The sequence below is a fragment of the Listeria welshimeri serovar 6b str. SLCC5334 genome (assembly GCF_000060285.1).
Taxonomy (GTDB): Bacteria; Bacillota; Bacilli; order Lactobacillales; family Listeriaceae; genus Listeria; species Listeria welshimeri.
The window spans coordinates 1835708-1858714 of sequence record NC_008555.1 but is presented as its reverse complement, the minus strand read 5'-3'; the positions used below and the strand labels follow the sequence as shown (position 1 = coordinate 1858714).

Here is a 23007-nt window from a genome sequence, read left to right as displayed (position 1 = left end):
TAAATACTGGGAAGTTCTGAAGCTTATCTAAACAGAGGTAACTTCCTTTTTTTAGCCAGTGTTTAGTAGCTGGTGTTAATACCTTTCACAAAAAAAGAGATGAGGAATCGTGCATGAAAAAATATTCTAAAAAGGATCGACAAATGAAACTTCAAGTTGCTATTGAAGAAAATCCTTTCATAACAGATGAGCAGCTTGCAGAAAAGTTTGGGGTTAGTGTGCAAACCATTCGTTTAGACCGAGTAGCACTTTCTATTCCTGAACTCAGAGAGCGAATCAAACATGTTGCGAGTGTCAATTATGCCGACGCGGTTAAAAGTCTTCCCATTGATGAAGTGATTGGTGAAATTATTGATATCCAACTTAGCAAGAGTGCAATTTCCATTTTTGACGTGCGAAGTGAGCATGTTTTTAAACGAAATAAAATCGCTCGAGGGCATCATTTATTTGCCCAAGCTAATTCCTTAGCAACCGCAGTCATTCCAAATGAGCTTGCTTTAACTACTCAAGCAACCGTTCGCTTTGTCCGTTCTGTAAACGAAGGCGAACGCATCATTGCAAAAGCAAAAGTACGTCCAGCAACTGACAACAGAGCCATCACAATAGTAGATGTAAAAAGCTATGTTGGAGATGAACTTGTACTCAAAGGTAAGTTTGAAATGTATCACGCAACGCAAAAATGAAAATAAAGGACTGACGTATAATGAAAATTGCTGTAGATGCGATGGGTGGAGATCATGCACCAAAAGAAATTGTTTTAGGTGTTATGAAAGCTGTTGCCCAATATAAAGATATTGAAATTCTTCTTTTTGGAGACGAAACCAAAATAAATGAATATTTAACAGATAAAACACGCGTGAAAATCATACATACCGATGAAAAAATTGAAAGTGACGATGAACCAGTTCGTGCTGTCAAACGGAAGAAAAAAGCATCCATGGTTCTCGCTGCTCAAGCGGTAAAAGATGGAGAAGCAGACGCATGTATTTCAGCTGGTAATACAGGTGCACTTATGTCTACTGGACTTTTTGTTATCGGACGAATTAAAGGAATTGACCGTCCAGCCCTTGCACCAACGCTTCCAACCGTTACAGGAAAAGGTTTTGTTATGCTTGATTTAGGTGCAAATGCAGAAGCAAAACCAGAACATTTATTGCAATTTGGTTTAATGGGATCAGTTTATGCGGAAAAAGTGCGTAAAATTGATCGTCCACGTGTAGCTCTTTTAAACATCGGCACAGAAGAAACAAAAGGAAACGATTTAACGAAAAAATCATTTGAACTAATGAAAAACCAAGATGCGTATGAATTTATCGGCAACATCGAAGCGCGTGATTTATTAATGGATGTAGCAGATGTGGTTGTGACAGATGGATTTACAGGTAACATGGTACTCAAATCCATCGAAGGAACAGGAGCCGCTTTCCTAAGTATGTTAAAAATGAGCTTACTCAATGGTTTTAAAAATAAAGTTGCAGCAAGTTTCTTGAAAAAAGATTTAATGGAACTTAAAGCAAAAATGGATTACAGTGAATACGGTGGCGCATGCTTATTCGGTGTTCAAGCACCAGTCGTAAAAGCACATGGATCATCTAATGCAAACGGTATTTTCACCACTATCCGTCAAGTACGTGAAATGGTTGAAAAACAAGTCGTTGAAACAATTAAAGCAGAAGTAGATAAAGTAAAAGTAGGAGGAACAGAAGCAAATGACTAAAATCGCATTCGTATTTCCTGGTCAAGGAGCACAAAAGATTGGCATGGGGCAAGATGTAGCAGCAGCATATCCTGAAGCAAAAAAAATCTATGATGACGCTGATGAAAGATTAGGTTTTTCCATCACAGACATCATTACAGAAGGACCAATGGAACTATTAACCAAATCTGAAAATGCTCAACCGGCGCTCGTTTCCACAAGTGTAGCAATTTTACGCGCATTAGAAACATATGGTGTGAAAGCAGATTACGTAGCTGGACACAGTCTTGGTGAATATAGCGCGCTTGTTGCAGGCGGATTTTTAGAAGCAAGTGATGCCATTTATCTTGTTCGTAAGCGCGGTGAATTAATGGAAAAAGCTGTACCAAATGGTGCTGGCGCAATGGCTGCGGTTCTCGGTGTAGACCGGGAAGCATTAAAAGAAATCACAGAAGAAGTAACAAAAGCAGGGGATGCAGTTCAACTAGCAAACCTCAATTGTCCAGGACAAATCGTTATTTCTGGAACAACTACTGGCGTTGAAAAAGCAGGCGAAAAAGCAAAAGCAAATGGAGCGAAACGTGTATTACCTCTTGCAGTTAGCGGACCATTCCATTCTAGCTTAATGGAACCAGCTGCACTTGCTTTCCGTGACATTTTAGCAGAAGTAGAAATCGCTGATGGTAAAATCCCAATTGTGAACAATGTAGATGCCAAACAAACAACCGATAAAGCTGAAATTAGCGATAAACTAATTAAACAAATCTATTCCCCTGTTTTATGGGAAGATATCGTAGAAGAGCTTATTGAAAACGGCGTAGATACTTTTGTGGAAATAGGTTCTGGTAAAGTATTAGCTGGTCTGATTAAAAAAATAAATCGTGATGTTACCGTATTATCTGCAGGTGATGTGGAATCAGTGAAAAGCGTTGCGGAAACATTAAAAGGAGAATAACCTATGACTTTACAAGGAAAAGTAGCTGTAGTAACTGGTGCTTCACGCGGAATCGGTCGTGATATTGCCATCAAATTAGCGAAAGAAGGAGCAAATATTTTCTTCAACTATAACGGCAGCCCAGAAGCAGCGGAAGAAACAGCTAAACTTGTTGCTGCAGAAGGTGTGGAAGTAGAAGCGATGAAAGCAAATGTAGCAATCGCAGAAGATGTAGATGCGTTTTTTAAACAAGCCATAGAGCGTTTTGGCCGTGTCGACATTCTAGTGAATAATGCGGGAATTACTCGAGATAATTTATTAATGCGTATGAAAGAAGACGAATGGGATGACGTGATTAACATCAACCTAAAAGGTACTTTCCTTTGTACAAAAGCAGTGACACGGACCATGATGAAACAACGTGCTGGTAAAATCATTAATATGGCATCTGTCGTTGGATTAATTGGTAATGCTGGACAAGCAAATTATGTAGCAAGTAAAGCAGGAGTTATTGGGCTAACAAAAACCACTGCTCGTGAATTAGCTCCACGTGGAATTAATGTTAATGCGGTCGCTCCAGGCTTTATCACAACAGAAATGACCGACAAATTAGACGAAAAAACAAAAGAAGCTATGTTAGCGCAAATTCCATTGGGTGCTTATGGAACAACGGAAGATATTGCGAATGCCGTCCTTTTCTTAGCAAGCGACGCATCAAAGTATATTACTGGTCAAACTCTATCTGTTGATGGCGGAATGGTAATGTAAAAAGGGTTAACGAATGCGAATTAACTTGGCTCGCATTACTTTAAATATTTTTGTTTACGTAGGAGAAATAATCCTATATAATACTTGGAGGGAGGTGAAGTGAAAAATGGCAGAAGTATTAGAAAAAGTTACAAAAATCATCGTAGACCGTTTAGGTGTCGAGGAATCCAAAGTAACTTTAGAAGCTTCCTTCAAAGATGATCTAGGTGCAGATTCCCTAGACGTTGTTGAATTAGTTATGGAACTTGAAGACGAGTTCGGAGTTGAAATCTCTGATGACGACGCTGCGAACATTAACACAGTTGGTGATGCAGTGAAGTACATAGAGGAAAACGCATAAAACTTTATGTGACCGGATAAATGAGGGTGCCCGTGTTACTTATCTTCGCTGTGGTAACTTCCGCACGTGAGATAAGTAGTATAGGTATCCTCTTTTTCAAGGTTAAGGAGATTTGTTGGTTCATTTTCTAAGCAGCTTTGTTCGTGGCTGTTTAGAAAATGAACTTGCTTATTTAGTAAAGAGAGGGGCAAGTGAAATGAATCAATGGGAAGAATTACAAGAAAGTGTCGGTTTTGATTTTCAAGATGTAGAATTATTAAAACAAGCATTTACGCATTCCTCATACGTGAATGAACATCGCCGGGAAAATGTGAAAGATAATGAACGCTTAGAATTTCTTGGTGATGCAGTTCTGGAGCTCACTGTATCTAATTATCTTTTTAATAAATATCCAGATATGGCAGAAGGACATATGACAAAAATGCGTGCAGCGATTGTTTGTGAACCATCTTTAGTGGAGTTTGCAGAAGCAATTCACTTTTCAAAATATATTCGTCTTGGTAAAGGGGAAGAAAAAGCAGGAGGTAGAACTCGTCCAGCGCTCCTTGCTGATGTATTTGAATCGTTTATTGGGGCACTTTATTTAGATAATGGTATTGATAAAGTAGTTACTTTTTTAGAGCGCGTTATTTTTCCAAAGATTGATGCAGGAGAATATTTGCAAACGGTCGATTATAAAACGCAACTACAAGAAATTGTTCAACGGGACCGGGATGTTTTAATCGAATATGATATTCTTGGTGAAACAGGACCAGCGCACAACAAAGCATTTGACGCACAAGTAATTGTTAACGGACAAGTACTTGGAAAAGGCAGCGGTAGAACAAAAAAACAAGCAGAACAAAGTGCGGCACAATTTGCGATTAATCAACTAACACACAGATAAACAAAAATGGAGGTGTCCGGACATGTTATTAAAACGATTAGAAATGAATGGCTTTAAATCTTTTGCTGATAAAGTTGCGATAGATTTCGTGCCCGGCATGACTGCAGTTGTAGGGCCAAATGGCAGTGGAAAAAGTAATATTACTGAAGCTATCCGCTGGGTTCTTGGCGAGCAGTCCGCTAAATCGCTCCGTGGTGGCCGAATGGGAGATGTTATTTTCGCAGGAAGTGATACACGTAAACCTATTAATTTTGCGGAAGTATCACTTGTTCTTGAGAATGAAGACCATTTTTTACCACTTGATTATAGCGAAGTAGCTGTTACTAGACGTATTTATCGCAATGGTGATAGTGAATTTTTGATTAATAAAGAGAATTGTCGACTGAAGGATATTGTCGATTTATTTATGGATTCTGGACTTGGAAGAGAATCCTTTTCGATTATTTCGCAAGGGAAAATTGATGAAATTTTAAATAGTAAGCCAGAAGAACGCCGCTCGATATTTGAAGAGGCCGCTGGTGTGTTGAAATATAAGCATCGGAAAAAACAAGCAGAAAATAAATTATTTGAAACCGAAGAAAATTTAAATCGGGTACAAGACATATTGTATGAATTAGAGGGGCAATTAGAGCCTCTTGAAATGCAAGCTTCCATTGCCAAAGATTATTTATTCCAACAAGAAGAATTGGAAAAATACGAAGTGACATTACTGGCAAGTGAAATCAGTTCCCTGACAACCAAACTAGCCGAAGTCCGTCAAGAATTTGGTGAAAATCAAACCGTTTTAATTAAGTTACGTGAAGAATTACATGCAGAAGAAGCAGTTATTTCCCATGAAAAACAGATGTTGAATGAAGCGGATATTGCGCTTGAAAGTTTGCAAGAGCGCCTTTTAGTAGAAACCGAAAAATTGGAACAACTAGAAGGAGAACGAAATCTTCATTTAGAACGTAAAAAACACAGTAGTGAAAACGAACAAGTATATGCAGAAACTTTAGCGACTATTACTGAAAAAATTACTGCTCTTGAAGAACAAAAAGAATTATTAACAAATGCAAAAATCGAAAAAGAAACTGCACTTGAAATCGCGATAAAATCAAAAAAAGAATTAGAAGTAACACTCGCAAAATATGATGATTTATCCGAAGAAGCCATTGAAAGTCGTAAAAGTGATTACATTGATTTACGCCATACACAAACTACCATTAATAATGATTTAGGCTATATTGAACGCCAAATTGGTCAAATTACTGGTCGAATTGATAAATTAGATTTAGAAAATAGCCAGCATGTGGATGAAAGAAAAGATATGCTAGCTCAAATCGACACTACAAAAACACATCTAACGAATATCCAAAATGAACTAAAAGAACAAATGGAAATTTACCGAGAAGTGCAACAAACTTTAGCAAAACAAGAAGCTGTATTTGAAACACAAGAGCGTGCCTTATATAAACATTATGAAACAGTACAACAAATGAAATCTCGGAAAGACACATTAGAAGAATTAGCAGATGATTATGCGGGATTTTTCCAAGGTGTACGAGAAGTATTAAAGGCAAAAAAAGAAATTCCAGGTATTTTGGGGGCTTTAGTAGAACTTATTGACATTCCAGCGAAATATCAACAAGCAATGGAAACCGCGCTTGGTGCAAGTGCACAAAACGTGGTGGTAGAAGATGACCGTGTTGCTCGCGAAGCAATCAGTTTTTTAAAGAAAACGAAAAGTGGTCGTGCCACATTTTTACCGCTCTCAACGATTCAACCAAGAGAACTTCCGGCAGCAACAAAAAATGCGCTAAATAACCAACCGGCTTTTATTGCACTTGCTAGCGAAGTAATTTCTTTTGATGAAAGAGTTTCCCCAGTAATTCTAAATGCGCTTGGTACAACCATTTTAGCAAAAGATCTAAAAGGAGCAAATACTTTAGCGCGCCTAGTAAATTTTAGATATCGCATTGTGACACTTGAAGGTGACGTGGTAAATGCCGGTGGATCTATGACTGGTGGCGCAACTAAAGGCGGAAAATCGTCTATCTTAACAAGAAAACATGAATTAGGCCAATTAGCTGAAAAAATTGCCGAATTAAATGAATCTACACGAGAACTTGAATCAGCAGTTCAACTTGCCAAAGATAGCATGACTAAAAAACGAGAAGAACTGGAAGAAACACGTGTTATCGGTGAAAATTTACGTTTACAAGAAAAAGAATTGCTTGGAAAATTAGACCGAGAAACAGAAAATCTAGATCGTTTTAATAAGCAATTACAACTTTATGATATTGAAAAGGCAGATGGCAGTGAAGAATTAAATACATTACTAGAACGCAAAGAAGCTTTACAACAAGAGCAAACAGCTACTATGAAAAAAATCGAAGCAACAGATGAAGAAATCAAAGAAATGACAAGCTCGAGCAAGGCATTAGAAAGTAAAAGGTCAGCTGATTTAGAAGGTTTATCCTCCTTAAAAGCACAAATTGCCGCTAAAAAAGAGCAGTTACAATCAGCAGTGGAAGCAGTGGACCGCGTGACAACAACGTTATATGAGAACTATGAACAAAAAGAAGCAGCGGAGCAAAAATTAGCTTCCTTGAAAACAAACTTAACGAGTGTTCATACAAGTGAAGAAACTGCCAGAAAATCTATTGAAGAACTACGCAAAGCAAAAGCTGAAACAAGCGAAAAACTAAATCAAACAAGACATACTCGTGCAGCACTTCAAGAAAAAATCGAACTATTAGAAGCCGAGTTAACGCAAAAAAATAACCAAATTAGTTTTTATGTGGAACAAAAAAATAATGCTGAGATTAGTATTGGTCGTTTGGAAGTAGATATATCTAACCGAATTGATCGTTTACAAGAAGCTTATTTATTAACACCAGAGCAAGCAGAAGAAAAAATCTTGCCGGAAGTGGACACGGAACAGGCTCGTTCGAAAGTTCGCTTATTAAAACGCTCGATTGATGAGCTAGGTATCGTTAATATTGGCGCTATCGAAGAATTCGACCGCATTCAAGAACGTTTTGACTTCTTAACTGGTCAACAAGCGGATCTTTTAGCTGCGAAAGAAACCCTATTTAAAGTGATGGATGAGATGGATGAAGAAATGAAAATCCGTTTCAGCGAAAGCTTTGAAGCAATTAAAACAGAATTTGCGATTGTTTTCCCAGAATTATTTGGTGGTGGTAGCGCAGAACTTGTCCTACTTGATCCGGAAAATTTACTGACTACAGGGATTGATATTGTCGTTCAGCCACCTGGGAAAAAATTACAAAACTTATCACTACGATCCGGTGGAGAACGTGCGTTAACCGCGATTGCTTTACTATTCGCTATCATTCGCGTTCGTCCAGTACCATTTTGTATTTTGGATGAAGTGGAAGCAGCCCTAGATGAAGCTAATGTGACGCGTTTTAGCCGCTATTTAAAACAATTTGAATCAGGCACTCAATTTATCGTTATCACGCACCGAAAAGGAACAATGGAAGAAGCAGATGTATTATACGGCGTCACTATGCAAGAATCCGGCGTTTCCAAACTAGTTTCGGTTCGCTTAGAAGAAACAGCCGAACTTATTAAATAAAAGGAGTAGACAAAATGACCTTTTTTAAAAAATTAAAAGATAAAATTACCCAGCAAACCGATGCTGTTTCTGGAAAATTTAAAGATGGCTTATCCAAAACTCGCGGTAACTTTTCCGGGAAAATCAATGAAATGGTCGCTCGTTATCGTAAAGTAGATGAAGATTTCTTTGAAGAATTAGAAGAAATTCTTATTGGAGCAGATGTTGGTTTTGAAACGGTTATGGAACTAGTCGATGCACTACGACGTGAAGTGCAACTTAGAAATATTAGCGATCCGAAAGATGTCCAAGAAGTTATTGTCGAGAAGTTAGTCGATATTTATCAAGGCGACGAAAATGAAGACGAAACACTAAACATCGAAGAAAACGGTCTAACTGTTATTTTATTTGTTGGAGTGAATGGTGTTGGTAAAACGACCTCTATTGGCAAAATGGCACATCGTTTTAAACAAGAAGGTAAAAAAGTGATGTTAGCAGCTGGTGATACGTTCCGAGCTGGCGCGATTGACCAACTAGAAGTCTGGGGCGAGCGAACGGGTGTGGATGTGATTAAACAAGCCGAGGGGAGCGACCCTGCGGCAGTTATGTTTGATGCTGTTCAAGCTGCAAAAGCAAGAAAAGCAGATATTTTACTTTGTGACACAGCTGGCCGACTGCAAAATAAAGTCAATCTTATGAACGAACTTGAAAAAGTAAAACGTGTTATTACACGGGAAATTCCAAATGCGCCACATGAAGTTTTACTAGTACTTGATGCGACAACCGGTCAAAACGCGTTCGTTCAAGCCAAACAATTTAAAGAAACAACGGACGTAACCGGGATTATTTTAACTAAACTAGATGGAACTGCAAAAGGTGGAATTGTTATCGCTATCCGCAATGAACTTGATATTCCAGTAAAATTTGTTGGTCTTGGGGAACAAATGGACGACTTACAAGCCTTTGATGCAAATGAATATGTTTATGGCTTATTTGCTGATATGGTTGATAACGAAAAATAATCAGAGAAAGCCGAATGATGCTTGTCATTCTGGCTTTTTTCTCTTTTGTTTAACCTTCCTTGACATTCCCGCGATTTCCCCGTATCCTTTAAAAAGGAGAGAGGTGAAATGCCTTGTTTGAGAAGACAAACCGAATGAATTTATTGTTTGATTTTTATCAAGAATTACTAACAACTAAACAAAAAGCCTATGTTTCTTTTTATTACCTAGATGATTACTCCCTGGGCGAAATTGCCGAAGAATTTGAAGTGAGCAGACAAGCCATTTATGATAATATTAAAAGAACTGAAGAAAGCTTAGAAAAATACGAAGAAAAACTAGGAATGCTCAAAAAATATCAACAACGTGAAAAACTTTTCAGTGAATTAGAAGCACAATTAACGAAGAAGAATTTTCTGGACGAGCAAGTGAAAGATACGCTTGAACAGCTTAAAAATATCGATTAGGAGGCCAGAATCATGGCATTTGAAGGACTAGCTGGAAGACTCCAAGAAACAATGAACAAAATTCGCGGTAAAGGGAAGGTAAACGAAGCAGACGTAAAAGAAATGATGCGTGAAGTTCGTCTTGCTTTACTCGAAGCTGATGTTAACTTTAAAGTGGTTAAACAATTTATTAAAACAGTAAGCGAACGTGCTGTTGGCGCGGACGTTATGAAAAGTTTAACACCTGGTCAACAAGTTATTAAAATCGTTCAAGAAGAATTAACAAGTTTAATGGGTGGCGAAGAAAGCAAGATTGGAACAGCAGACCGCCCACCAACAGTGATTATGATGGTAGGTTTACAAGGAGCTGGTAAAACAACCACATCCGGTAAACTTGCTAATTTATTACGCAAAAAATATAATCGTAAACCGTTACTTGTTGCAGCGGATATTTACCGACCTGCAGCCATTAAACAACTAGAAACATTAGGCAAGCAATTAGATATGCCAGTTTTTTCTCTAGGTGATCAAGTGAGCCCAGTAGAAATCGCCAAACAAGCTATTGCTAAGGCTAAAGAAGAACATTTAGATTATGTCATTATCGATACAGCTGGTCGTCTTCATATTGACGAAACGTTAATGGATGAGTTAAAACAAGTGAAAGAAATCGCTACACCAACGGAAATTTTACTTGTAGTCGATTCGATGACTGGACAAGACGCAGTAAACGTAGCGCAAAGCTTCAACGAACAATTAGAAATTACTGGTGTTGTATTAACAAAACTAGACGGCGATACACGTGGTGGAGCAGCACTTTCTATCCGTTCAGTTACAGGGAAACCAATCAAATTCGTTGCCACTGGTGAAAAAATGGAAGCAATCGAAACTTTCCATCCAGATCGTATGGCTTCCAGAATTCTCGGCATGGGAGATGTGCTTTCGCTTATTGAAAAAGCACAAACCGATGTAGACGCAGAAAAAATGAAAGCCATGGAACAAAAAATGAAAGACAATAGTATGACACTAGATGACTTCCTAGAACAATTACAACAAGTAAAACAAATGGGACCACTAGATGAACTACTTAAAATGATGCCCGGGGCAAACAAAATGAAAGGCCTTGACAATATGCAAGTAGATGATAAACAACTTGGCCATATCGAAGCAATTATCAAATCAATGACCAAAAATGAAAAAGATAACCCAGATATCATCAATGCAAGCAGAAGAAAACGGATTGCTCGTGGTAGTGGTCGTCCAATTCAAGAAATTAATCGTCTTCTAAAACAATTTGCTGAAATGAAAAAAATGATGAAGCAAATGACTGGCGGAGGAAAAGGTAAAAAAGGCAAAAACCCATTTGGCAATTTCAAAATGCCATTTTAATTTAAAAGCCAAAACCGAAGTTCGGTTTTGGCTTTTTTTTATACATTAACATCTTGCATATCTTATCTTTACAAACCCTTCATTCAATCAATAAATTCCATCGCTATAATGAAAATTAAGCTTACAAAAGGAGGAGAAAGAATGAAGAAGTGGGTTAAAGTAACAGGAGCAGGGGTTTTAAGTGCAACATTATTACTTGGGGGATGTGGTAGTCAGTCAGAAGATAAAGCAGAAGCGAATGTTAAAACCGAAAAAACGCTCCAACCTGGTAACCAAATAAAACTACAAGGAGCTGTTAATGTCCGTGATTTAGGTGGTTATAAAACGACAGACGGCTTAACAATTAAACCACACAAATTAATTAGAAGCGCTGAGCTTGAAGCGTTAAGTGATTCCGATAAGAAAAAACTCATCAATACTTATAAACTTTCCCATATAGTTGATTTTAGAACCAATACAGAAGTAAAAACCAAACCAGATCCAGAGCTTAAGGGTGTCAAGTACACACATGATTCTGTGATGAAAGATAATGGTGCGTCAACAAGTACACAAGATTTAACAGCAAGTTTAGCGAAAATGGATAATCCAGAAACCTTTTTAATTAATGCTAATAAAAGTTTTGTGACAGATGATACTTCCATTCAAGCATACAAAGATTTTTTTAATGTACTATTAGAAAATAAAGATGGCTCTGTTCTCTGGCACTGTACCGCGGGAAAAGACCGAGCGGGATTTGGAACAGCACTCGTACTCTCGGCATTAGGTGTAGATAAAAATACTGTAATTGAGGATTATATGTTATCAAATAAATACCGTGCAGCCGAAAACGAAAAAGCAATCCAAGCAGTTGCTGCTAAAACTAATAACAAAAAAGTTATCGAAGGAATGACAGCAGTAATGGAAGTTCGTGAATCTTATATCAATGCAGCTTTTGATGAAATTAATACTAAATATGGTTCGATGGATCATTTTTTAGAACAAAAACTTGATTTAACTGAAAGCAAAAAAGAACAACTAAAAAAAATATATCTTTACTAAAAAAGGTAGCCCTCTGAAGAAGGGCTATTTTTTTGCGTACAAATAGAATCGAAGTGAAGAACCATTCAGAAATCATTTGTATACAATTGCAAGACAATTCATGTAAAGTTGACTTTAGTAGATATATTTACCTACTATAAAACGGTACTAAAGTTTAAATGTAAGCCTTAAATACGCATATTTGTATAACTTTTAGACTAATAGGTTTGAATTGAAGTATTTTTCTTTTCTAGTACTTTTTACTTTAATTTTTAAAAATATGCTATATAGTAAAGTTATCTAACGGGTTATAACAACTAATGATAGGTTCCAAAAGAAAGGAGGAGCATGTGCGAAAATGATTTTAATCTGATATTGAATAGAGGTTCAGGGGATACTTAATAGTTAGCTTATTAATAAAACATAATTTAATACCTTTATTCTATTTTCAGTTATTTTTCAAAATCAAGAACAATTGATTTTCAAGGGGGAAAAATGATGAAAAAAAAGAATGTAGATTATAAAAGAAGATTGGATCAAAAGCGAGCGCAAAAGGCGAAATTAATTGCTGCCTTAATTACAACAACAACCATGATGGTAGCACCTGTCACTGTGAATTATGATTCTTTTAATCACAAATTTGCACTTAGTGGGGTTCAAGCGGATGCCGCAACCATTGATTTACTAGGAAATTCCAATTTGAATACTCAATATGCAAACGGGAAATTAGTGATTACATTATCTGGGAATCAATTAGTTAGTGCTAGTGCAGTATCTACTTACTATCCATATTTTGAATTACCAACAGAGCTATCTTCTATTCTGAGTAATCCTAATATTAGAGCAAATACAAAAATCGATTATAAAATTGCTTATCTAGGAGTAGGGAATATTGGATTATTCAATCAAGGGACTGTAAATGGGAGCAGTTCAAGTAATTTCTTTATTGATCCAAGCAGAAATGCATTGGGAGCAAAAGTAAACCACCTGCTTGGAGTTGGGGTAGGAAGTGTATCTACCTTTACATTAACAATTGACTTATTAGCTCTTGGTGTTACTGCGCTTCCTAGTGCAAATGATGGGAAATTAGATTTTGCTGCTAGAACTGGTGATGGATTATTAGATGTGGATTTGTTGAATAGTAATGCGGCTCGAGGGTTTATAACGACGGATGTTGGGGATGCGGATGCGGATGCAGATGCGGATGCTGACGCCGATGCGGATGCGGATGCTGATGCTGACGCTGATGCTGATGCTGACGCTGATGCAGATGCTGACGCTGACGCTGACGCCGATGCCGATGCTGACGCGGATGCGGATGCTGACGCCGATGCGGACGCTGATGCCGATGCTGACGCGGATGCGGATGCGGATGCGGACGCTGATGCTGACGCCGACGCTGATGCTGACGCTGATGCCGATGCCGATGCGGATGCGGATGCCGATGCCGATGCGGATGCTGATGCTGACGCTGATGCGGATGCCGACGCTGATGCTGATGCCGATGCGGACGCCGATGCCGATGCGGATGCTGACGCCGATGCGGATGCCGACGCTGATGCCGATGCTGACGCTGATGCGGATGCGGATGCTGATGCCGATGCTGACGCCGATGCCGATGCGGATGCCGACGCCGACGCCGATGCGGATGCTGACGCCGATGCGGATGCCGACGCTGATGCCGATGCTGACGCTGATGCCGATGCGGATGCTGACGCTGACGCTGATGCGGATGCCGATGCCGATGCTGACGCTGATGCCGATGCTGACGCCGATGCGGATGCCGACGCGGATGCGGACGCTGATGCGGATGCCGATGCTGATGCTGACGCTGATGCCGATGCTGATGCTGACGCCGATGCGGACGCTGATGCCGATGCTGACGCTGATGCGGATGCGGATGCGGATGCTGACGCCGACGCTGATGCGGATGCTGATGCCGATGCGGACGCTGACGCCGACGCTGATGCAGATGCCGACGCTGACGCCGATGCTGACGCTGATGCTGATGCGGATGCCGACGCGGATGCGGACGCTGATGCGGATGCGGATGCTGACGCCGATGCGGATGCTGACGCCGATGCTGATGCTGATGCCGACGTAGATATCGACTGGAGAGATTTCCTAGTTGAAAAACCAACAGTAAATCCAATTTATGAAGGAACAAAAACTATTACTGGTAAATCCAATTATAGAAATCTTAATATGAACACTCTTTTAAAATCATTACAAGCAGATGCTCCAGCTGGAACAGTTTTCTATATTAATTTGACGCTTCCAGATGGAACTGTGATTGGCAATGTATTAATCAATGCAGACGGAACCTATAAAGTAAATATTCCTAATTATAATTTAAAAGCTGGAGATGTGATTCGTGTTCAAGTATCAGCTAAGTATGGTGAAGAAGTAAAAACAAGTGATGCAGTTTCAGTAACTGTATTACCTCTAGTAGATTCAGATGCCGATGCCGATGCTGACGCGGATGCTGACGCCGATGCTGATGCGGATGCGGATGCTGACGCCGATGCCGACGCAGATGGTGGAGTATCAAGTAGTCCGAACAATGGTGGAACAACCGGAACAACTGGGACCTCGAATGGTGGGACTCAAGTTTCTACAGCAAATATGAGTGCAAATGGAGGAGGAACTATGCTTGCATCAGGTTATAACGCTGATGGTAGTGTATCGACCTTATCCTCAAACGATCTTCCTTCAACAGGCGATACAAGTAGTAGTCTTCCTTGGGTTGGACTAGGGCTCTTCTCAATAGCTGGCGCGTTTTTATTACGTCTTTTCCGTAAATAAAGCCACAAAATATTGCGTCCCTGTCGCTAAGTACCTATTAGCGGCAGGGATATTATAAAAGGAGTGGTACATATGCCTTGGAGAGGTATATTAGATGAACTTGAAAATAAAATTATTGATCAAATGACAGAAGCAGAAGAACATGCTACATACAACGGGAAATGGCATGGCTTTTTAACAATTGGCTATAAAAATAAACGAGCTACAGTAATTAATTTTAGTTATCTTTGTTTAGCAAATTTAATTAATGAAATGAAAAAAAGTGCATTGAAAAATCAAACCGACGAAGCCATTTCCTTTAAAATGGATATTGCAGTGAACTACCAATTAGAAAATTTGGGAGAATGGAATAGAAAAGCTTTAAAAACAAAGAAAAATTATTATCGACGGGGTATTGCTTTAAACGAAAATTTTAAAATGGCTTTAATGGAACAGGAAATTAATGCGAATGCTATCCTTTTGCCAGCAGATGAGGGACTAGCTATCAACATTGAAAATATGAATAGATACTTAATGCAATCTAATAAAAACCAAGCGCAGTTAAATTTAACTACAGACTCAAACATTGTAACGTTTGATACACTAGGTTGGTTTTTTGATGGGAAAAAAATTCATGAGTTAGAAACAACTGAATGGAATCATGGACGTAGAAAAACAACACTATTGAAACCTGAAATAGTAGCTGAATTAGTCGGAAATGCTGGAAGATATCTAGCAAATCAAGTAAATGCAACGGGAGAATTCAACTATGGCTGGTTTGCTTGCTTTGATAAGAAAATCAAGCATTATAATAGTTTGCGCCACGCTAGTACAACCTATTCGATGTTAGAAGCATATGAACTAACAGAGGATGAATTTATTTTAGAAGCCGCAGCGAATGCGTTAGCTTACTTGCAAAAAAATTTCATTTATGAAAAAGAAGATTTAGCTTTCTTAATTGAACCTGAACTCCGTGAAGTCAAACTAGGTGGAGCAGCGGCGACTTTACTTGCTTTCACAAAATATATGAAAATTACAGGAAATAAAACCTATCTACCTCTTTGCCGAAAAATAGCCAATGCCATTCTTTCTTTACAAGATAAAGATGGAAAGTTCACGCATGTGTTAGAGTATCCAACCTTAGAGGTAAAAGATATCTTCCGGATTGTTTATTATGACGGAGAAGCTGTATTTGGATTACTTCGCTTATATGAAATTGATCGTGATTCAAGATGGTTAGATGCAGCCGCAAAATCCTTTAATCATTTTATTCGTGATAACTACTGGCAAAATCATGATCATTGGTTAAGTTATTGTGCTAATGAAATAACGAAATATATTCCAGATGAAGCTTATTATGAATTTGGACTTCAAAATGCTTTTGATAATCTACCATTTATTTATGCACGAGAAACGACTTTTCCCACATTTTTAGAGCTTACGGTAGCTACAAAAGAAATGACTCTCCGTATGGAAAAAGAGGGACTTCAACATTTGCTTCTTGATTATTCCATAGAAGAACTTGAAAAAACCATCACTAAACGTGCACATTATCAATTAAATGGTTATTTTTATCCAGAGCTTGCGATGTATTATAAAAATCCAGCTAGAATAGAAGGAAGTTTCTTCATTCGTCATCAATCTTTCCGTGTGAGAATTGATGATGTGGAGCATAATATTTCCGGATATGTGCGTTATTATCAGCTACTAAAACATGGGAAAATAAGGGTGGAGACTGAAACCGTCCAATAAAATGAAAAAAATATCCTCTGTAAAGAAAAAACACTTTACAAACAATTCCTTTACTGGTAATATATATACTTGTGTAAGACTTTATGGAGGTGTAATTAAACTATGGCAGTTAAAATTCGTTTAAAACGTATTGGTTCTAAAAAGAAACCTTTCTACCGTATTGTAGTCGCTGATTCTCGTTTCCCACGTGATGGCCGTTCAATCGAAACTATTGGTACTTATAATCCATTACTAGATCCGGTTGAAGTGAAAATCGACGAAGAAGCAACTTTGAAATGGATGCATAATGGTGCGAAACCATCTGATACAGTTCGCAATCTTCTTAGCCGCGAAGGTATCATGGAAAAATTCCATAACCAAAAATTAGGTAAATAAGGAGGTCTCGGCGCGAATGGAAGAACTCATTCTCTCAATCGTGAAACCCCTTGTTGACCACCCGGAAGACGTTGTTATCACGCCAGAAGAAACGGATACATCGTTAACCTACAAATTGTCTGTCAGTAAAGAAGACATGGGACGCGTGATTGGTAAGCAAGGTCGTATTGCGAAAGCGATTCGTACTCTTGTCTATGCAGTTGGCTCCAAAAACGATAAGAAGATTCGTCTTGAAATTATCGAATAACAAAAACTCGTCAATTTGGCGAGTTTTTTTATAACTTTTTTTAAGAATCATCAAAGAAGCAATTACCTCATTAAATGTTGTAAAATAAAATAGAAATGGAGGAATTGTGATGAAGCCAGTTATTGGAATTACAGGAAACAGATTAGTAAAAGGAGTGGACGTATTTTACGGACACCGCGTAACCTATACACAACAGCGATATGTAGATGCTATTCAAAAAGTTGGCGGATTTCCTATCGCTTTACCAATAGATGACCCGTCTCTTGCCGTTCAAGCAATTTCTCTTGTAGATGGTTTGCTTTTAACCGGTGGGCAAGACATTACACCACAATTTTATTTAGAAGAACCATCCCAAGAAATTGGTGTATATTTTCCGCCGCGTGATAGTTATGAAATCGCCTTAGTTCGGGCAGCCTTAGATGCTGGAAAACCCATTTTTGCGATTTGTCGAGGTATGCAACTCGTTAATGTTGCCCTAGGTGGATCACTTTATCAAGATATAAGTCAAGTGGAAACGAAGGCACTACAACATTTGCAGCGCGTCGATGAACAACTAGGCTCTCATACAATTGATATTGAACCTACGAGCGAACTTGCAAAGCATCACCCAAATAAAAAATTAGTCAATTCGCTGCACCACCAATTTATCAAAAAATTAGCACCTAGTTTTAAAGTAACTGCACGAACAGCGGATGGAATGATTGAAGCAGTGGAAGGCGATAATTTACCAAGTTGGTACTTAGGTGTGCAGTGGCATCCAGAATTAATGTTCCAAACAGATCCAGAAAGTGAGCAATTATTCCAAGCATTAGTAGATGAATCCAAAAAATTTATGGTAAAATAAGGACATAATCGCAAGTGGAGGTGTCCTGTGGAAATCATCCAAAAAGTTGTCGTCAAACAAATTCTGACAGAAGCAAGTAAACAAGAATTGATTGAGTATTATACTGAACAAAAACGACAAATAGAACAAGAATGCGATCAACTGCATTTTGAACAAAAGAAAATGGAACGAAAAAGTAAATTTCAACCAGACCAAGTAGCAGATTATTTTGTCCACGAACTTGAAATACGTAGAGAAAAGAAGAAGCTAATCCAGTTCCAAATGGAGCAATTAGAAGTACTTGAACTTGGTAGTGAAATTCGCGAACGTGAAATGGAAACAATTATTGATGTACAAGTAGGAGATAAGTGGGATAAATCCATTTTTGATAAAACCATTGTTGTCAAAGATGGAATCATTGTAGAAATACGCTAGAGGTGACTTATGGAAAAAATGTATAATGTAGGAAAAATTGTCAATACCCATGGTTTAATTGGAGAAATTCGTGTTATCGCGACAACGGATTTTCCTGAAGAACGGTTCCAAGTAGGAAATACTGTATACTTATTTGAAAAAAATAGTAAAAAGCCAGAAAAACTAATCATTCGCTCACACCGTAAACATAAAAACTTTGATTTGCTTATGTTTGAAGGACTCACTGGAATTCATCAAGTAGAGCGGATGAAAGAAGGCGTACTTAAAATCAAAGAAACGCAACAGACGGATTTGGAAGAAAATGAATTTTACTTCCATGAAATTATTGGTTGTACAGTTGTGACGACAGATGGGGAAGAACTTGGCGAAATTATAGAAATTCTGACACCAGGTGCTAATGATGTATGGGTTGTAAAAGGCGCAGACAAAAAAGAAAAACTCATTCCGTATATTGCTGACGTTGTGAAAGAAATTAACACGAATGACAAAAAAATCACCATCGAAGTCATGGAAGGGCTGCTAGATTAATGAAAATTGACATTCTATCTATTTTCCCAGATATGTTTTCGGGGGTGACTGGTAATTCCATTATTAAAAAAGCCATCGAAAATGAGCGTGTCGAGGTTGAAGTGACTGATTTCAGGGAATATGCAGAAGGAAAGCATCATATTGTCGATGATTATCCTTATGGTGGCGGGGCAGGCATGTTGCTTAAAGCCCAACCAATATTTGATGCTGTTCAAGCTGTCAAAGAGAAACAACCAGAAACAAAGCCAAGAGTCATTTTAATGGATCCAGCTGGCAAACGCTTTGACCAAAAAATGGCGGAAGAATTCGCTGAAGAAGAGCATTTGGTCTTCATTTGTGGACATTATGAAGGCTATGATGAACGAATTCGTGAACATCTTGTAACAGATGAAGTTTCCATCGGGGATTATATTTTAACTGGTGGTGAAATTGGTGCAATGATTGTGATGGACAGCGTTATCCGCCTTTTACCTGGCGTACTTGGTAATAAAGATTCGGCAGTAACGGATTCGTTCTCGACTGGATTACTCGAACATCCGCACTATACTCGACCAGCCGATTTTCGAGGAATGAAAGTACCAGATATTTTACTCAGCGGAAATCACGCTTGGATAGAAGAATGGCGTGACAAAGAATCGCTTAAAAGAACTTACGAACGCCGCCCAGATTTACTCAAAAACTATCCCTTAACAGACAAGCAAAAAACTTGGCTCAAAGAATGGTCCGACAGTAAATAAAAAAGGACGTGATTTTAAATGGCAATTTTCGGAACCCCAGATGAAAAAGAATCAAAAAAATCCGAACGTCAAAAAGAACGAGAAGCTTATGTGCAAGAAGAAAATGACCAAAAACGAATTGGACAAAAATGGCAAGATGTTCAAGTCTCCACAGGACCAATTAACGTGAATCACGATATTCTTACAGTTGTTTTCGCCAAAAGCGTTCGCCCAAGAATTAAAAGCGACCCAGAAGCATACTTAGAAACAATAGGCTTTGAAAATTTATTACAAGAATTACAAAAGAAAGCCTTAGATGCAGGTGGCAATGGATTGATTCATTGTTCATTTACCGAGCAATTCGTCGACGGCCTCGTCTACCAACTCGCATATGGAACAGCCGTTAACATTAAAATTACGAGATTTTAAAAAAAGACTAGAAAACCAATAGCTGGTTTTCTAGTCTTTTTGCGTGATAGATACCCTGGCCCGGTTTTTATCAAAGAAAAAGTAAGAAAAAAACTTTACAGCGAAACTAGTTTATGGTAACCTAAATAAGGTGACTGGAGAGACCAGTCTGATAACGATATTCCGCTTCATTATTAATATGAATGAATGTTTGTTGGAAGGAGAGAAAAACATGAACAAACTGATTGATGAAATCACAAAAGGTCAACTAAACCCAGATGTTCCAAGTTTCCGTCCGGGTGATACTGTACGTGTACATGCGAAAGTAGTCGAAGGTACTCGCGAACGTATCCAATTATTCGAAGGCGTTGTAATCAAACGTCGCGGAGCTGGAATCAGCGAAACTTTCACTGTTCGTAAAATTTCTAACAGTGTTGGTGTGGAACGTACTTTCCCAGTACATACTCCACGTATCGCAAAATTAGAAGTTATCCGTCGTGGTAAAGTACGCCGTGCAAAACTTTACTACCTACGTAACCTACGTGGTAAAGCGGCTCGTATTAAAGAAATTCGTTAATCATTTAACGGCTAAAACCCTTGAGAAATCAAGGGTTTTTTGTTTGTTTGAAAGCTGTATAGAAAATAAATAAGTTCGATTTCATAATAATATTACTTTAAACTTTACATTAATTGACAATTCACCTCTATATAGTTAGTATACTAACTATATAGAGGTGATGAAAATGGATAATATCGGCTATTTATTTATGAATTGTTCCAAAAAATTGAAGTATGAGCTAAATGAGGCATTGATGATGAAAAATATTACGATTCAGCAATGGACAGTGATGAACCAAGTTGAATTAAATAATAGTTGGGGAAAAACAAGTACCTCAGTAGAAATAGGGAAAAATTTAGACATGGATAAACCTACTATATCTGGAATAGTGAAACGTTTGGAAAAGAAAGGTTATATAATAAAAGAGCGAAATATAGAGGATAACCGTTCATACTATTTGCAGTTGACAAGCGATGGCAAGCATATTGTTCAGGCATGTCAGCAATTAAGTGACGAGATCGTAAAGTTTTTTTTAAAACCTTTAACCAAGCATGAAATTACCAATTTACAAAACATACTGATGAAATTAAATAAGGAGGAATTCTGATGGAAACAATATTAATAATTGGTGGCACAGGAAATATAGGTTATCCATTAATAGAAGCACTTACCAAAAAAAAGAATGTTAATCTTGTTGTTGGTGCGCATAATGTAGAAAACGCCAAGAAAAAATTAGCGCATTTTGATCAATTAGAAGTGAAAGCATTTGATTTTTTAGATGCTTCAACTTATGAAACTTGTTTGAAAGGGATAGATCGCCTATTTTTTGTGCGCCCTCCTGAGTTATCCAACCCTAAAGAAGATATGTTTCCATTTTTGGAAAAAGTGAAGCTTCTTCAAATAAAGCAAGTAGTATTTGTTTCTTTAATAGGCGTGGAGAAAAATCCAATGACTCCTCATAATAAAATAGAGAAAAAAATAGAAGCTTTAAACCTGCCATATACATTCATAAGACCTAGTTTTTTTATGCAAAATTTAAATACAACCCATCTGGAAGATATTAGAGATTATCATGATTTATTTGTTCCGGCAGGAAAGGCACTCACTAGTTTTATTGATACAAGAGATATTGGAGCGGTTGCGGCAGTTTGTTTATCCGAAGAAAAATATATAGGGCGAAAAATAGAAATTACTGGAGCTAAAGCTATTTCTTATTACCAAGCAGCTGAAATAATGAGTGAAGTATTAGGCGTTCCCATTTCTTATAGTAAACCTTCACTATGGAAATTTAGAAAAGTGATGTTGCGAAGAAGTATACCAAAGAATTTTGTTAATGTAATGGTAATGCTTTATTTTATTACTCAGCTTGGTAATGCAAAAAAAGTGGCACATGTTGTAGAGGAAATATTAAATAGAGAGCCTATTTCTTTTGCGAAATATGTGGCAGATAATAAAGAACAGTTTTTATAAAGCATAGAAACGGAAATTGCTGAGAATGCGGAAGTCTATGCCAGCGAGTTCAATTATACTTTCTAACTATTTTATTTGCTATTCACCTTGACACTAAAAACCCCATATGATATAGTAAGTAAGGTTATTAAACAAGAAAGAAGAAGCAACCCGCTTCTCGCCTCGTTAACACGAACGTTTTCAGGCAAAAAATTCAAACTTTCGTCGCGTAACTTACGCGATTTTGAATGTGCGGGATTGCTGAAAAGCAGCCCGTTTTTTTATGGCCTCTGAACGAACGAGTTAGCAGGCCGCAGATTTGAACAGCTATTTTCTATCTTGTTGTAACAAAATTAAGTGGAGGTGGCTCACCATTAGCAAAGACATGTTGGTAAACGATGGGATTCGTGCACGTGAAGTAAGATTGATCGACCAAGACGGTGAACAATTAGGCGTGAAGAGTAAAATCGATGCGCTTCAAATTGCTGAAAAGGCTAATCTTGATCTAGTGCTTGTTGCTCCAACAGCGAAACCGCCAGTAGCTCGTATTATGGACTACGGTAAATTCCGTTTTGAACAACAGAAGAAAGATAAAGAAGCCCGTAAGAACCAAAAAGTCATCGTAATGAAGGAAGTTCGTTTAAGTCCAACAATCGACGAACACGATTTTGATACGAAGCTACGTAATGCACGTAAATTCCTTGAAAAAGGCGATAAAGTAAAATGCTCTATCCGTTTTAAAGGCCGTGCGATTACACACAAAGAAATCGGTCAGAAGGTGCTTGACCGTTTTGCAAAAGCGTGCGAAGACCTTTGTACAATTGAGCAAAGACCAAAAATGGACGGACGTTCGATGTTCTTAGTCCTAGCACCACTTCATGAAAAGTAAAGTTTT

The 23007-nt window shown here is 38.1% G+C and carries 24 protein-coding genes and 1 other annotated feature; all 24 genes read left to right on the top strand.

Annotated features, from left to right (window positions below):
• Nucleotides 1–113: 113 nt before the first annotated feature.
• Complete coding sequence (gene fapR, locus LWE_RS09330) at nucleotides 114–683, top strand: transcription factor FapR (protein ID WP_011702601.1); 570 nt, start codon at nucleotides 114–116, stop codon at nucleotides 681–683.
• Nucleotides 684–703: 20 nt separating this feature from the next.
• Entirely contained in the window at nucleotides 704–1717 is a 1014-nt protein-coding gene (gene plsX / locus LWE_RS09325; RefSeq protein WP_011702600.1) for a phosphate acyltransferase PlsX, read from the top strand.
• Nucleotides 1710–2651 carry an ACP S-malonyltransferase gene (fabD, locus tag LWE_RS09320; RefSeq protein WP_011702599.1) on the top strand — a complete coding sequence of 314 codons (942 nt, stop codon included), beginning with the start codon at nucleotides 1710–1712 and terminating at the stop codon, nucleotides 2649–2651. The genes plsX and fabD overlap by 8 nt, the downstream gene beginning before the upstream one ends.
• Nucleotides 2652–2654: 3 nt before the next feature.
• A complete protein-coding gene (gene fabG / locus LWE_RS09315) occupies nucleotides 2655–3398 on the top strand; it encodes a 3-oxoacyl-[acyl-carrier-protein] reductase (RefSeq protein WP_011702598.1) in 744 nt (247 codons plus the stop codon).
• Between the two features lie 106 nt (nucleotides 3399–3504).
• Entirely contained in the window at nucleotides 3505–3738 is a 234-nt protein-coding gene (locus tag LWE_RS09310; protein ID WP_011702597.1) for an acyl carrier protein, read from the top strand.
• Between the two features lie 196 nt (nucleotides 3739–3934).
• Nucleotides 3935–4624 (top strand): ribonuclease III, encoded by a 690-nt coding sequence (rnc, locus tag LWE_RS09305; protein WP_011702596.1) that lies wholly within the window; start codon nucleotides 3935–3937, stop codon nucleotides 4622–4624.
• Between the two features lie 22 nt (nucleotides 4625–4646).
• Nucleotides 4647–8207 carry a chromosome segregation protein SMC gene (gene smc, locus LWE_RS09300; protein ID WP_011702595.1) on the top strand — a complete coding sequence of 1187 codons (3561 nt, stop codon included), beginning with the start codon at nucleotides 4647–4649 and terminating at the stop codon, nucleotides 8205–8207.
• A gap of 14 nt (nucleotides 8208–8221) precedes the next feature.
• Complete coding sequence (ftsY, locus tag LWE_RS09295) at nucleotides 8222–9208, top strand: signal recognition particle-docking protein FtsY (protein WP_011702594.1); 987 nt, start codon at nucleotides 8222–8224, stop codon at nucleotides 9206–9208.
• A 113-nt stretch (nucleotides 9209–9321) separates the two neighbouring features.
• Entirely contained in the window at nucleotides 9322–9654 is a 333-nt protein-coding gene (locus LWE_RS09290; protein WP_011702593.1) for a putative DNA-binding protein, read from the top strand.
• A 12-nt stretch (nucleotides 9655–9666) separates the two neighbouring features.
• On the top strand, nucleotides 9667–11019 hold the full coding sequence (ffh, locus tag LWE_RS09285) for a signal recognition particle protein (RefSeq protein ID WP_011702592.1): 1353 nt from the start codon (nucleotides 9667–9669) through the stop codon (nucleotides 11017–11019).
• A 141-nt stretch (nucleotides 11020–11160) separates the two neighbouring features.
• The gene (lipA, locus tag LWE_RS09280) at nucleotides 11161–12057 is read left to right on the top strand and encodes a tyrosine/lipid phosphatase LipA (protein WP_011702591.1); all 897 of its coding nucleotides are present in this window, start codon (nucleotides 11161–11163) and stop codon (nucleotides 12055–12057) included.
• A gap of 477 nt (nucleotides 12058–12534) precedes the next feature.
• Nucleotides 12535–14841, top strand: a complete 2307-nt coding sequence (locus tag LWE_RS09275; protein ID WP_011702590.1) for an Lmo1799 family Asp-Ala repeat surface protein — start codon at nucleotides 12535–12537, stop codon at nucleotides 14839–14841.
• A gap of 72 nt (nucleotides 14842–14913) precedes the next feature.
• Complete coding sequence (locus LWE_RS09270; RefSeq protein WP_011702589.1) at nucleotides 14914–16572, top strand: glycoside hydrolase family protein; 1659 nt, start codon at nucleotides 14914–14916, stop codon at nucleotides 16570–16572.
• Between the two features lie 102 nt (nucleotides 16573–16674).
• Complete coding sequence (rpsP, locus tag LWE_RS09265) at nucleotides 16675–16947, top strand: 30S ribosomal protein S16 (protein ID WP_003720111.1); 273 nt, start codon at nucleotides 16675–16677, stop codon at nucleotides 16945–16947.
• Between the two features lie 16 nt (nucleotides 16948–16963).
• Nucleotides 16964–17194: a KH domain-containing protein gene (locus LWE_RS09260; protein WP_003728421.1), complete on the top strand. Its 231-nt coding sequence runs from the start codon at nucleotides 16964–16966 to the stop codon at nucleotides 17192–17194.
• A 109-nt stretch (nucleotides 17195–17303) separates the two neighbouring features.
• Nucleotides 17304–18038 carry a gamma-glutamyl-gamma-aminobutyrate hydrolase family protein gene (locus tag LWE_RS09255; protein ID WP_011702588.1) on the top strand — a complete coding sequence of 245 codons (735 nt, stop codon included), beginning with the start codon at nucleotides 17304–17306 and terminating at the stop codon, nucleotides 18036–18038.
• A 27-nt stretch (nucleotides 18039–18065) separates the two neighbouring features.
• Nucleotides 18066–18452, top strand: a complete 387-nt coding sequence (locus tag LWE_RS09250; RefSeq protein ID WP_011702587.1) for a YlqD family protein — start codon at nucleotides 18066–18068, stop codon at nucleotides 18450–18452.
• Between the two features lie 9 nt (nucleotides 18453–18461).
• Nucleotides 18462–18980, top strand: a complete 519-nt coding sequence (rimM, locus tag LWE_RS09245) for a ribosome maturation factor RimM (RefSeq protein WP_041176364.1) — start codon at nucleotides 18462–18464, stop codon at nucleotides 18978–18980.
• A complete protein-coding gene (gene trmD, locus LWE_RS09240; protein WP_011702585.1) occupies nucleotides 18980–19717 on the top strand; it encodes a tRNA (guanosine(37)-N1)-methyltransferase TrmD in 738 nt (245 codons plus the stop codon). Before rimM ends, trmD begins: the two co-directional genes overlap by 1 nt.
• Before the next feature lie 18 nt (nucleotides 19718–19735).
• Entirely contained in the window at nucleotides 19736–20125 is a 390-nt protein-coding gene (locus LWE_RS09235) for a hypothetical protein (RefSeq protein WP_011702584.1), read from the top strand.
• Between the two features lie 211 nt (nucleotides 20126–20336).
• A complete protein-coding gene (rplS, locus tag LWE_RS09230) occupies nucleotides 20337–20681 on the top strand; it encodes a 50S ribosomal protein L19 (RefSeq protein ID WP_011702583.1) in 345 nt (114 codons plus the stop codon).
• A 166-nt stretch (nucleotides 20682–20847) separates the two neighbouring features.
• Nucleotides 20848–21270 carry a MarR family winged helix-turn-helix transcriptional regulator gene (locus LWE_RS09225; protein WP_041176363.1) on the top strand — a complete coding sequence of 141 codons (423 nt, stop codon included), beginning with the start codon at nucleotides 20848–20850 and terminating at the stop codon, nucleotides 21268–21270.
• Complete coding sequence (locus LWE_RS09220; RefSeq protein WP_011702581.1) at nucleotides 21270–22133, top strand: NmrA family NAD(P)-binding protein; 864 nt, start codon at nucleotides 21270–21272, stop codon at nucleotides 22131–22133. Before LWE_RS09225 ends, LWE_RS09220 begins: the two co-directional genes overlap by 1 nt.
• Nucleotides 22134–22264: 131 nt before the next feature.
• Nucleotides 22265–22403: a sequence feature (ribosomal protein L20 leader region), on the top strand.
• 82 nt (nucleotides 22404–22485) lie between these two features.
• On the top strand, nucleotides 22486–23001 hold the full coding sequence (infC, locus tag LWE_RS09215; RefSeq protein ID WP_010958948.1) for a translation initiation factor IF-3: 516 nt from the start codon (nucleotides 22486–22488) through the stop codon (nucleotides 22999–23001).
• Nucleotides 23002–23007: the final 6 nt, after the last annotated feature.

Bases quoted from the DNA above. Each gene is read 5' to 3' on its own strand.
- LWE_RS09255 (WP_011702588.1), top strand. From the start codon at position 17,304: ATGAAGCCAGTTATTGGAATTACAGGAAACAGATTAGTAAAAGGAGTG.
- plsX (WP_011702600.1), top strand. From the start codon at position 704: ATGAAAATTGCTGTAGATGCGATGGGTGGAGATCATGCACCAAAAGAA.
- LWE_RS09225 (WP_041176363.1), top strand. From the start codon at position 20,848: ATGGATAATATCGGCTATTTATTTATGAATTGTTCCAAAAAATTGAAG.
- fabG (WP_011702598.1), top strand. From the start codon at position 2,655: ATGACTTTACAAGGAAAAGTAGCTGTAGTAACTGGTGCTTCACGCGGA.
- trmD (WP_011702585.1), top strand. From the start codon at position 18,980: ATGAAAATTGACATTCTATCTATTTTCCCAGATATGTTTTCGGGGGTG.
- fabD (WP_011702599.1), top strand. From the start codon at position 1,710: ATGACTAAAATCGCATTCGTATTTCCTGGTCAAGGAGCACAAAAGATT.
- LWE_RS09310 (WP_011702597.1), top strand. From the start codon at position 3,505: ATGGCAGAAGTATTAGAAAAAGTTACAAAAATCATCGTAGACCGTTTA.
- LWE_RS09235 (WP_011702584.1), top strand. From the start codon at position 19,736: ATGGCAATTTTCGGAACCCCAGATGAAAAAGAATCAAAAAAATCCGAA.
- LWE_RS09270 (WP_011702589.1), top strand. From the start codon at position 14,914: ATGCCTTGGAGAGGTATATTAGATGAACTTGAAAATAAAATTATTGAT.
- ffh (WP_011702592.1), top strand. From the start codon at position 9,667: ATGGCATTTGAAGGACTAGCTGGAAGACTCCAAGAAACAATGAACAAA.
- rplS (WP_011702583.1), top strand. From the start codon at position 20,337: ATGAACAAACTGATTGATGAAATCACAAAAGGTCAACTAAACCCAGAT.
- lipA (WP_011702591.1), top strand. From the start codon at position 11,161: ATGAAGAAGTGGGTTAAAGTAACAGGAGCAGGGGTTTTAAGTGCAACA.
- smc (WP_011702595.1), top strand. From the start codon at position 4,647: ATGTTATTAAAACGATTAGAAATGAATGGCTTTAAATCTTTTGCTGAT.
- LWE_RS09275 (WP_011702590.1), top strand. From the start codon at position 12,535: ATGAAAAAAAAGAATGTAGATTATAAAAGAAGATTGGATCAAAAGCGA.
- fapR (WP_011702601.1), top strand. From the start codon at position 114: ATGAAAAAATATTCTAAAAAGGATCGACAAATGAAACTTCAAGTTGCT.
- LWE_RS09220 (WP_011702581.1), top strand. From the start codon at position 21,270: ATGGAAACAATATTAATAATTGGTGGCACAGGAAATATAGGTTATCCA.
- rimM (WP_041176364.1), top strand. From the start codon at position 18,462: ATGGAAAAAATGTATAATGTAGGAAAAATTGTCAATACCCATGGTTTA.
- ftsY (WP_011702594.1), top strand. From the start codon at position 8,222: ATGACCTTTTTTAAAAAATTAAAAGATAAAATTACCCAGCAAACCGAT.
- LWE_RS09260 (WP_003728421.1), top strand. From the start codon at position 16,964: ATGGAAGAACTCATTCTCTCAATCGTGAAACCCCTTGTTGACCACCCG.
- rpsP (WP_003720111.1), top strand. From the start codon at position 16,675: ATGGCAGTTAAAATTCGTTTAAAACGTATTGGTTCTAAAAAGAAACCT.
- rnc (WP_011702596.1), top strand. From the start codon at position 3,935: ATGAATCAATGGGAAGAATTACAAGAAAGTGTCGGTTTTGATTTTCAA.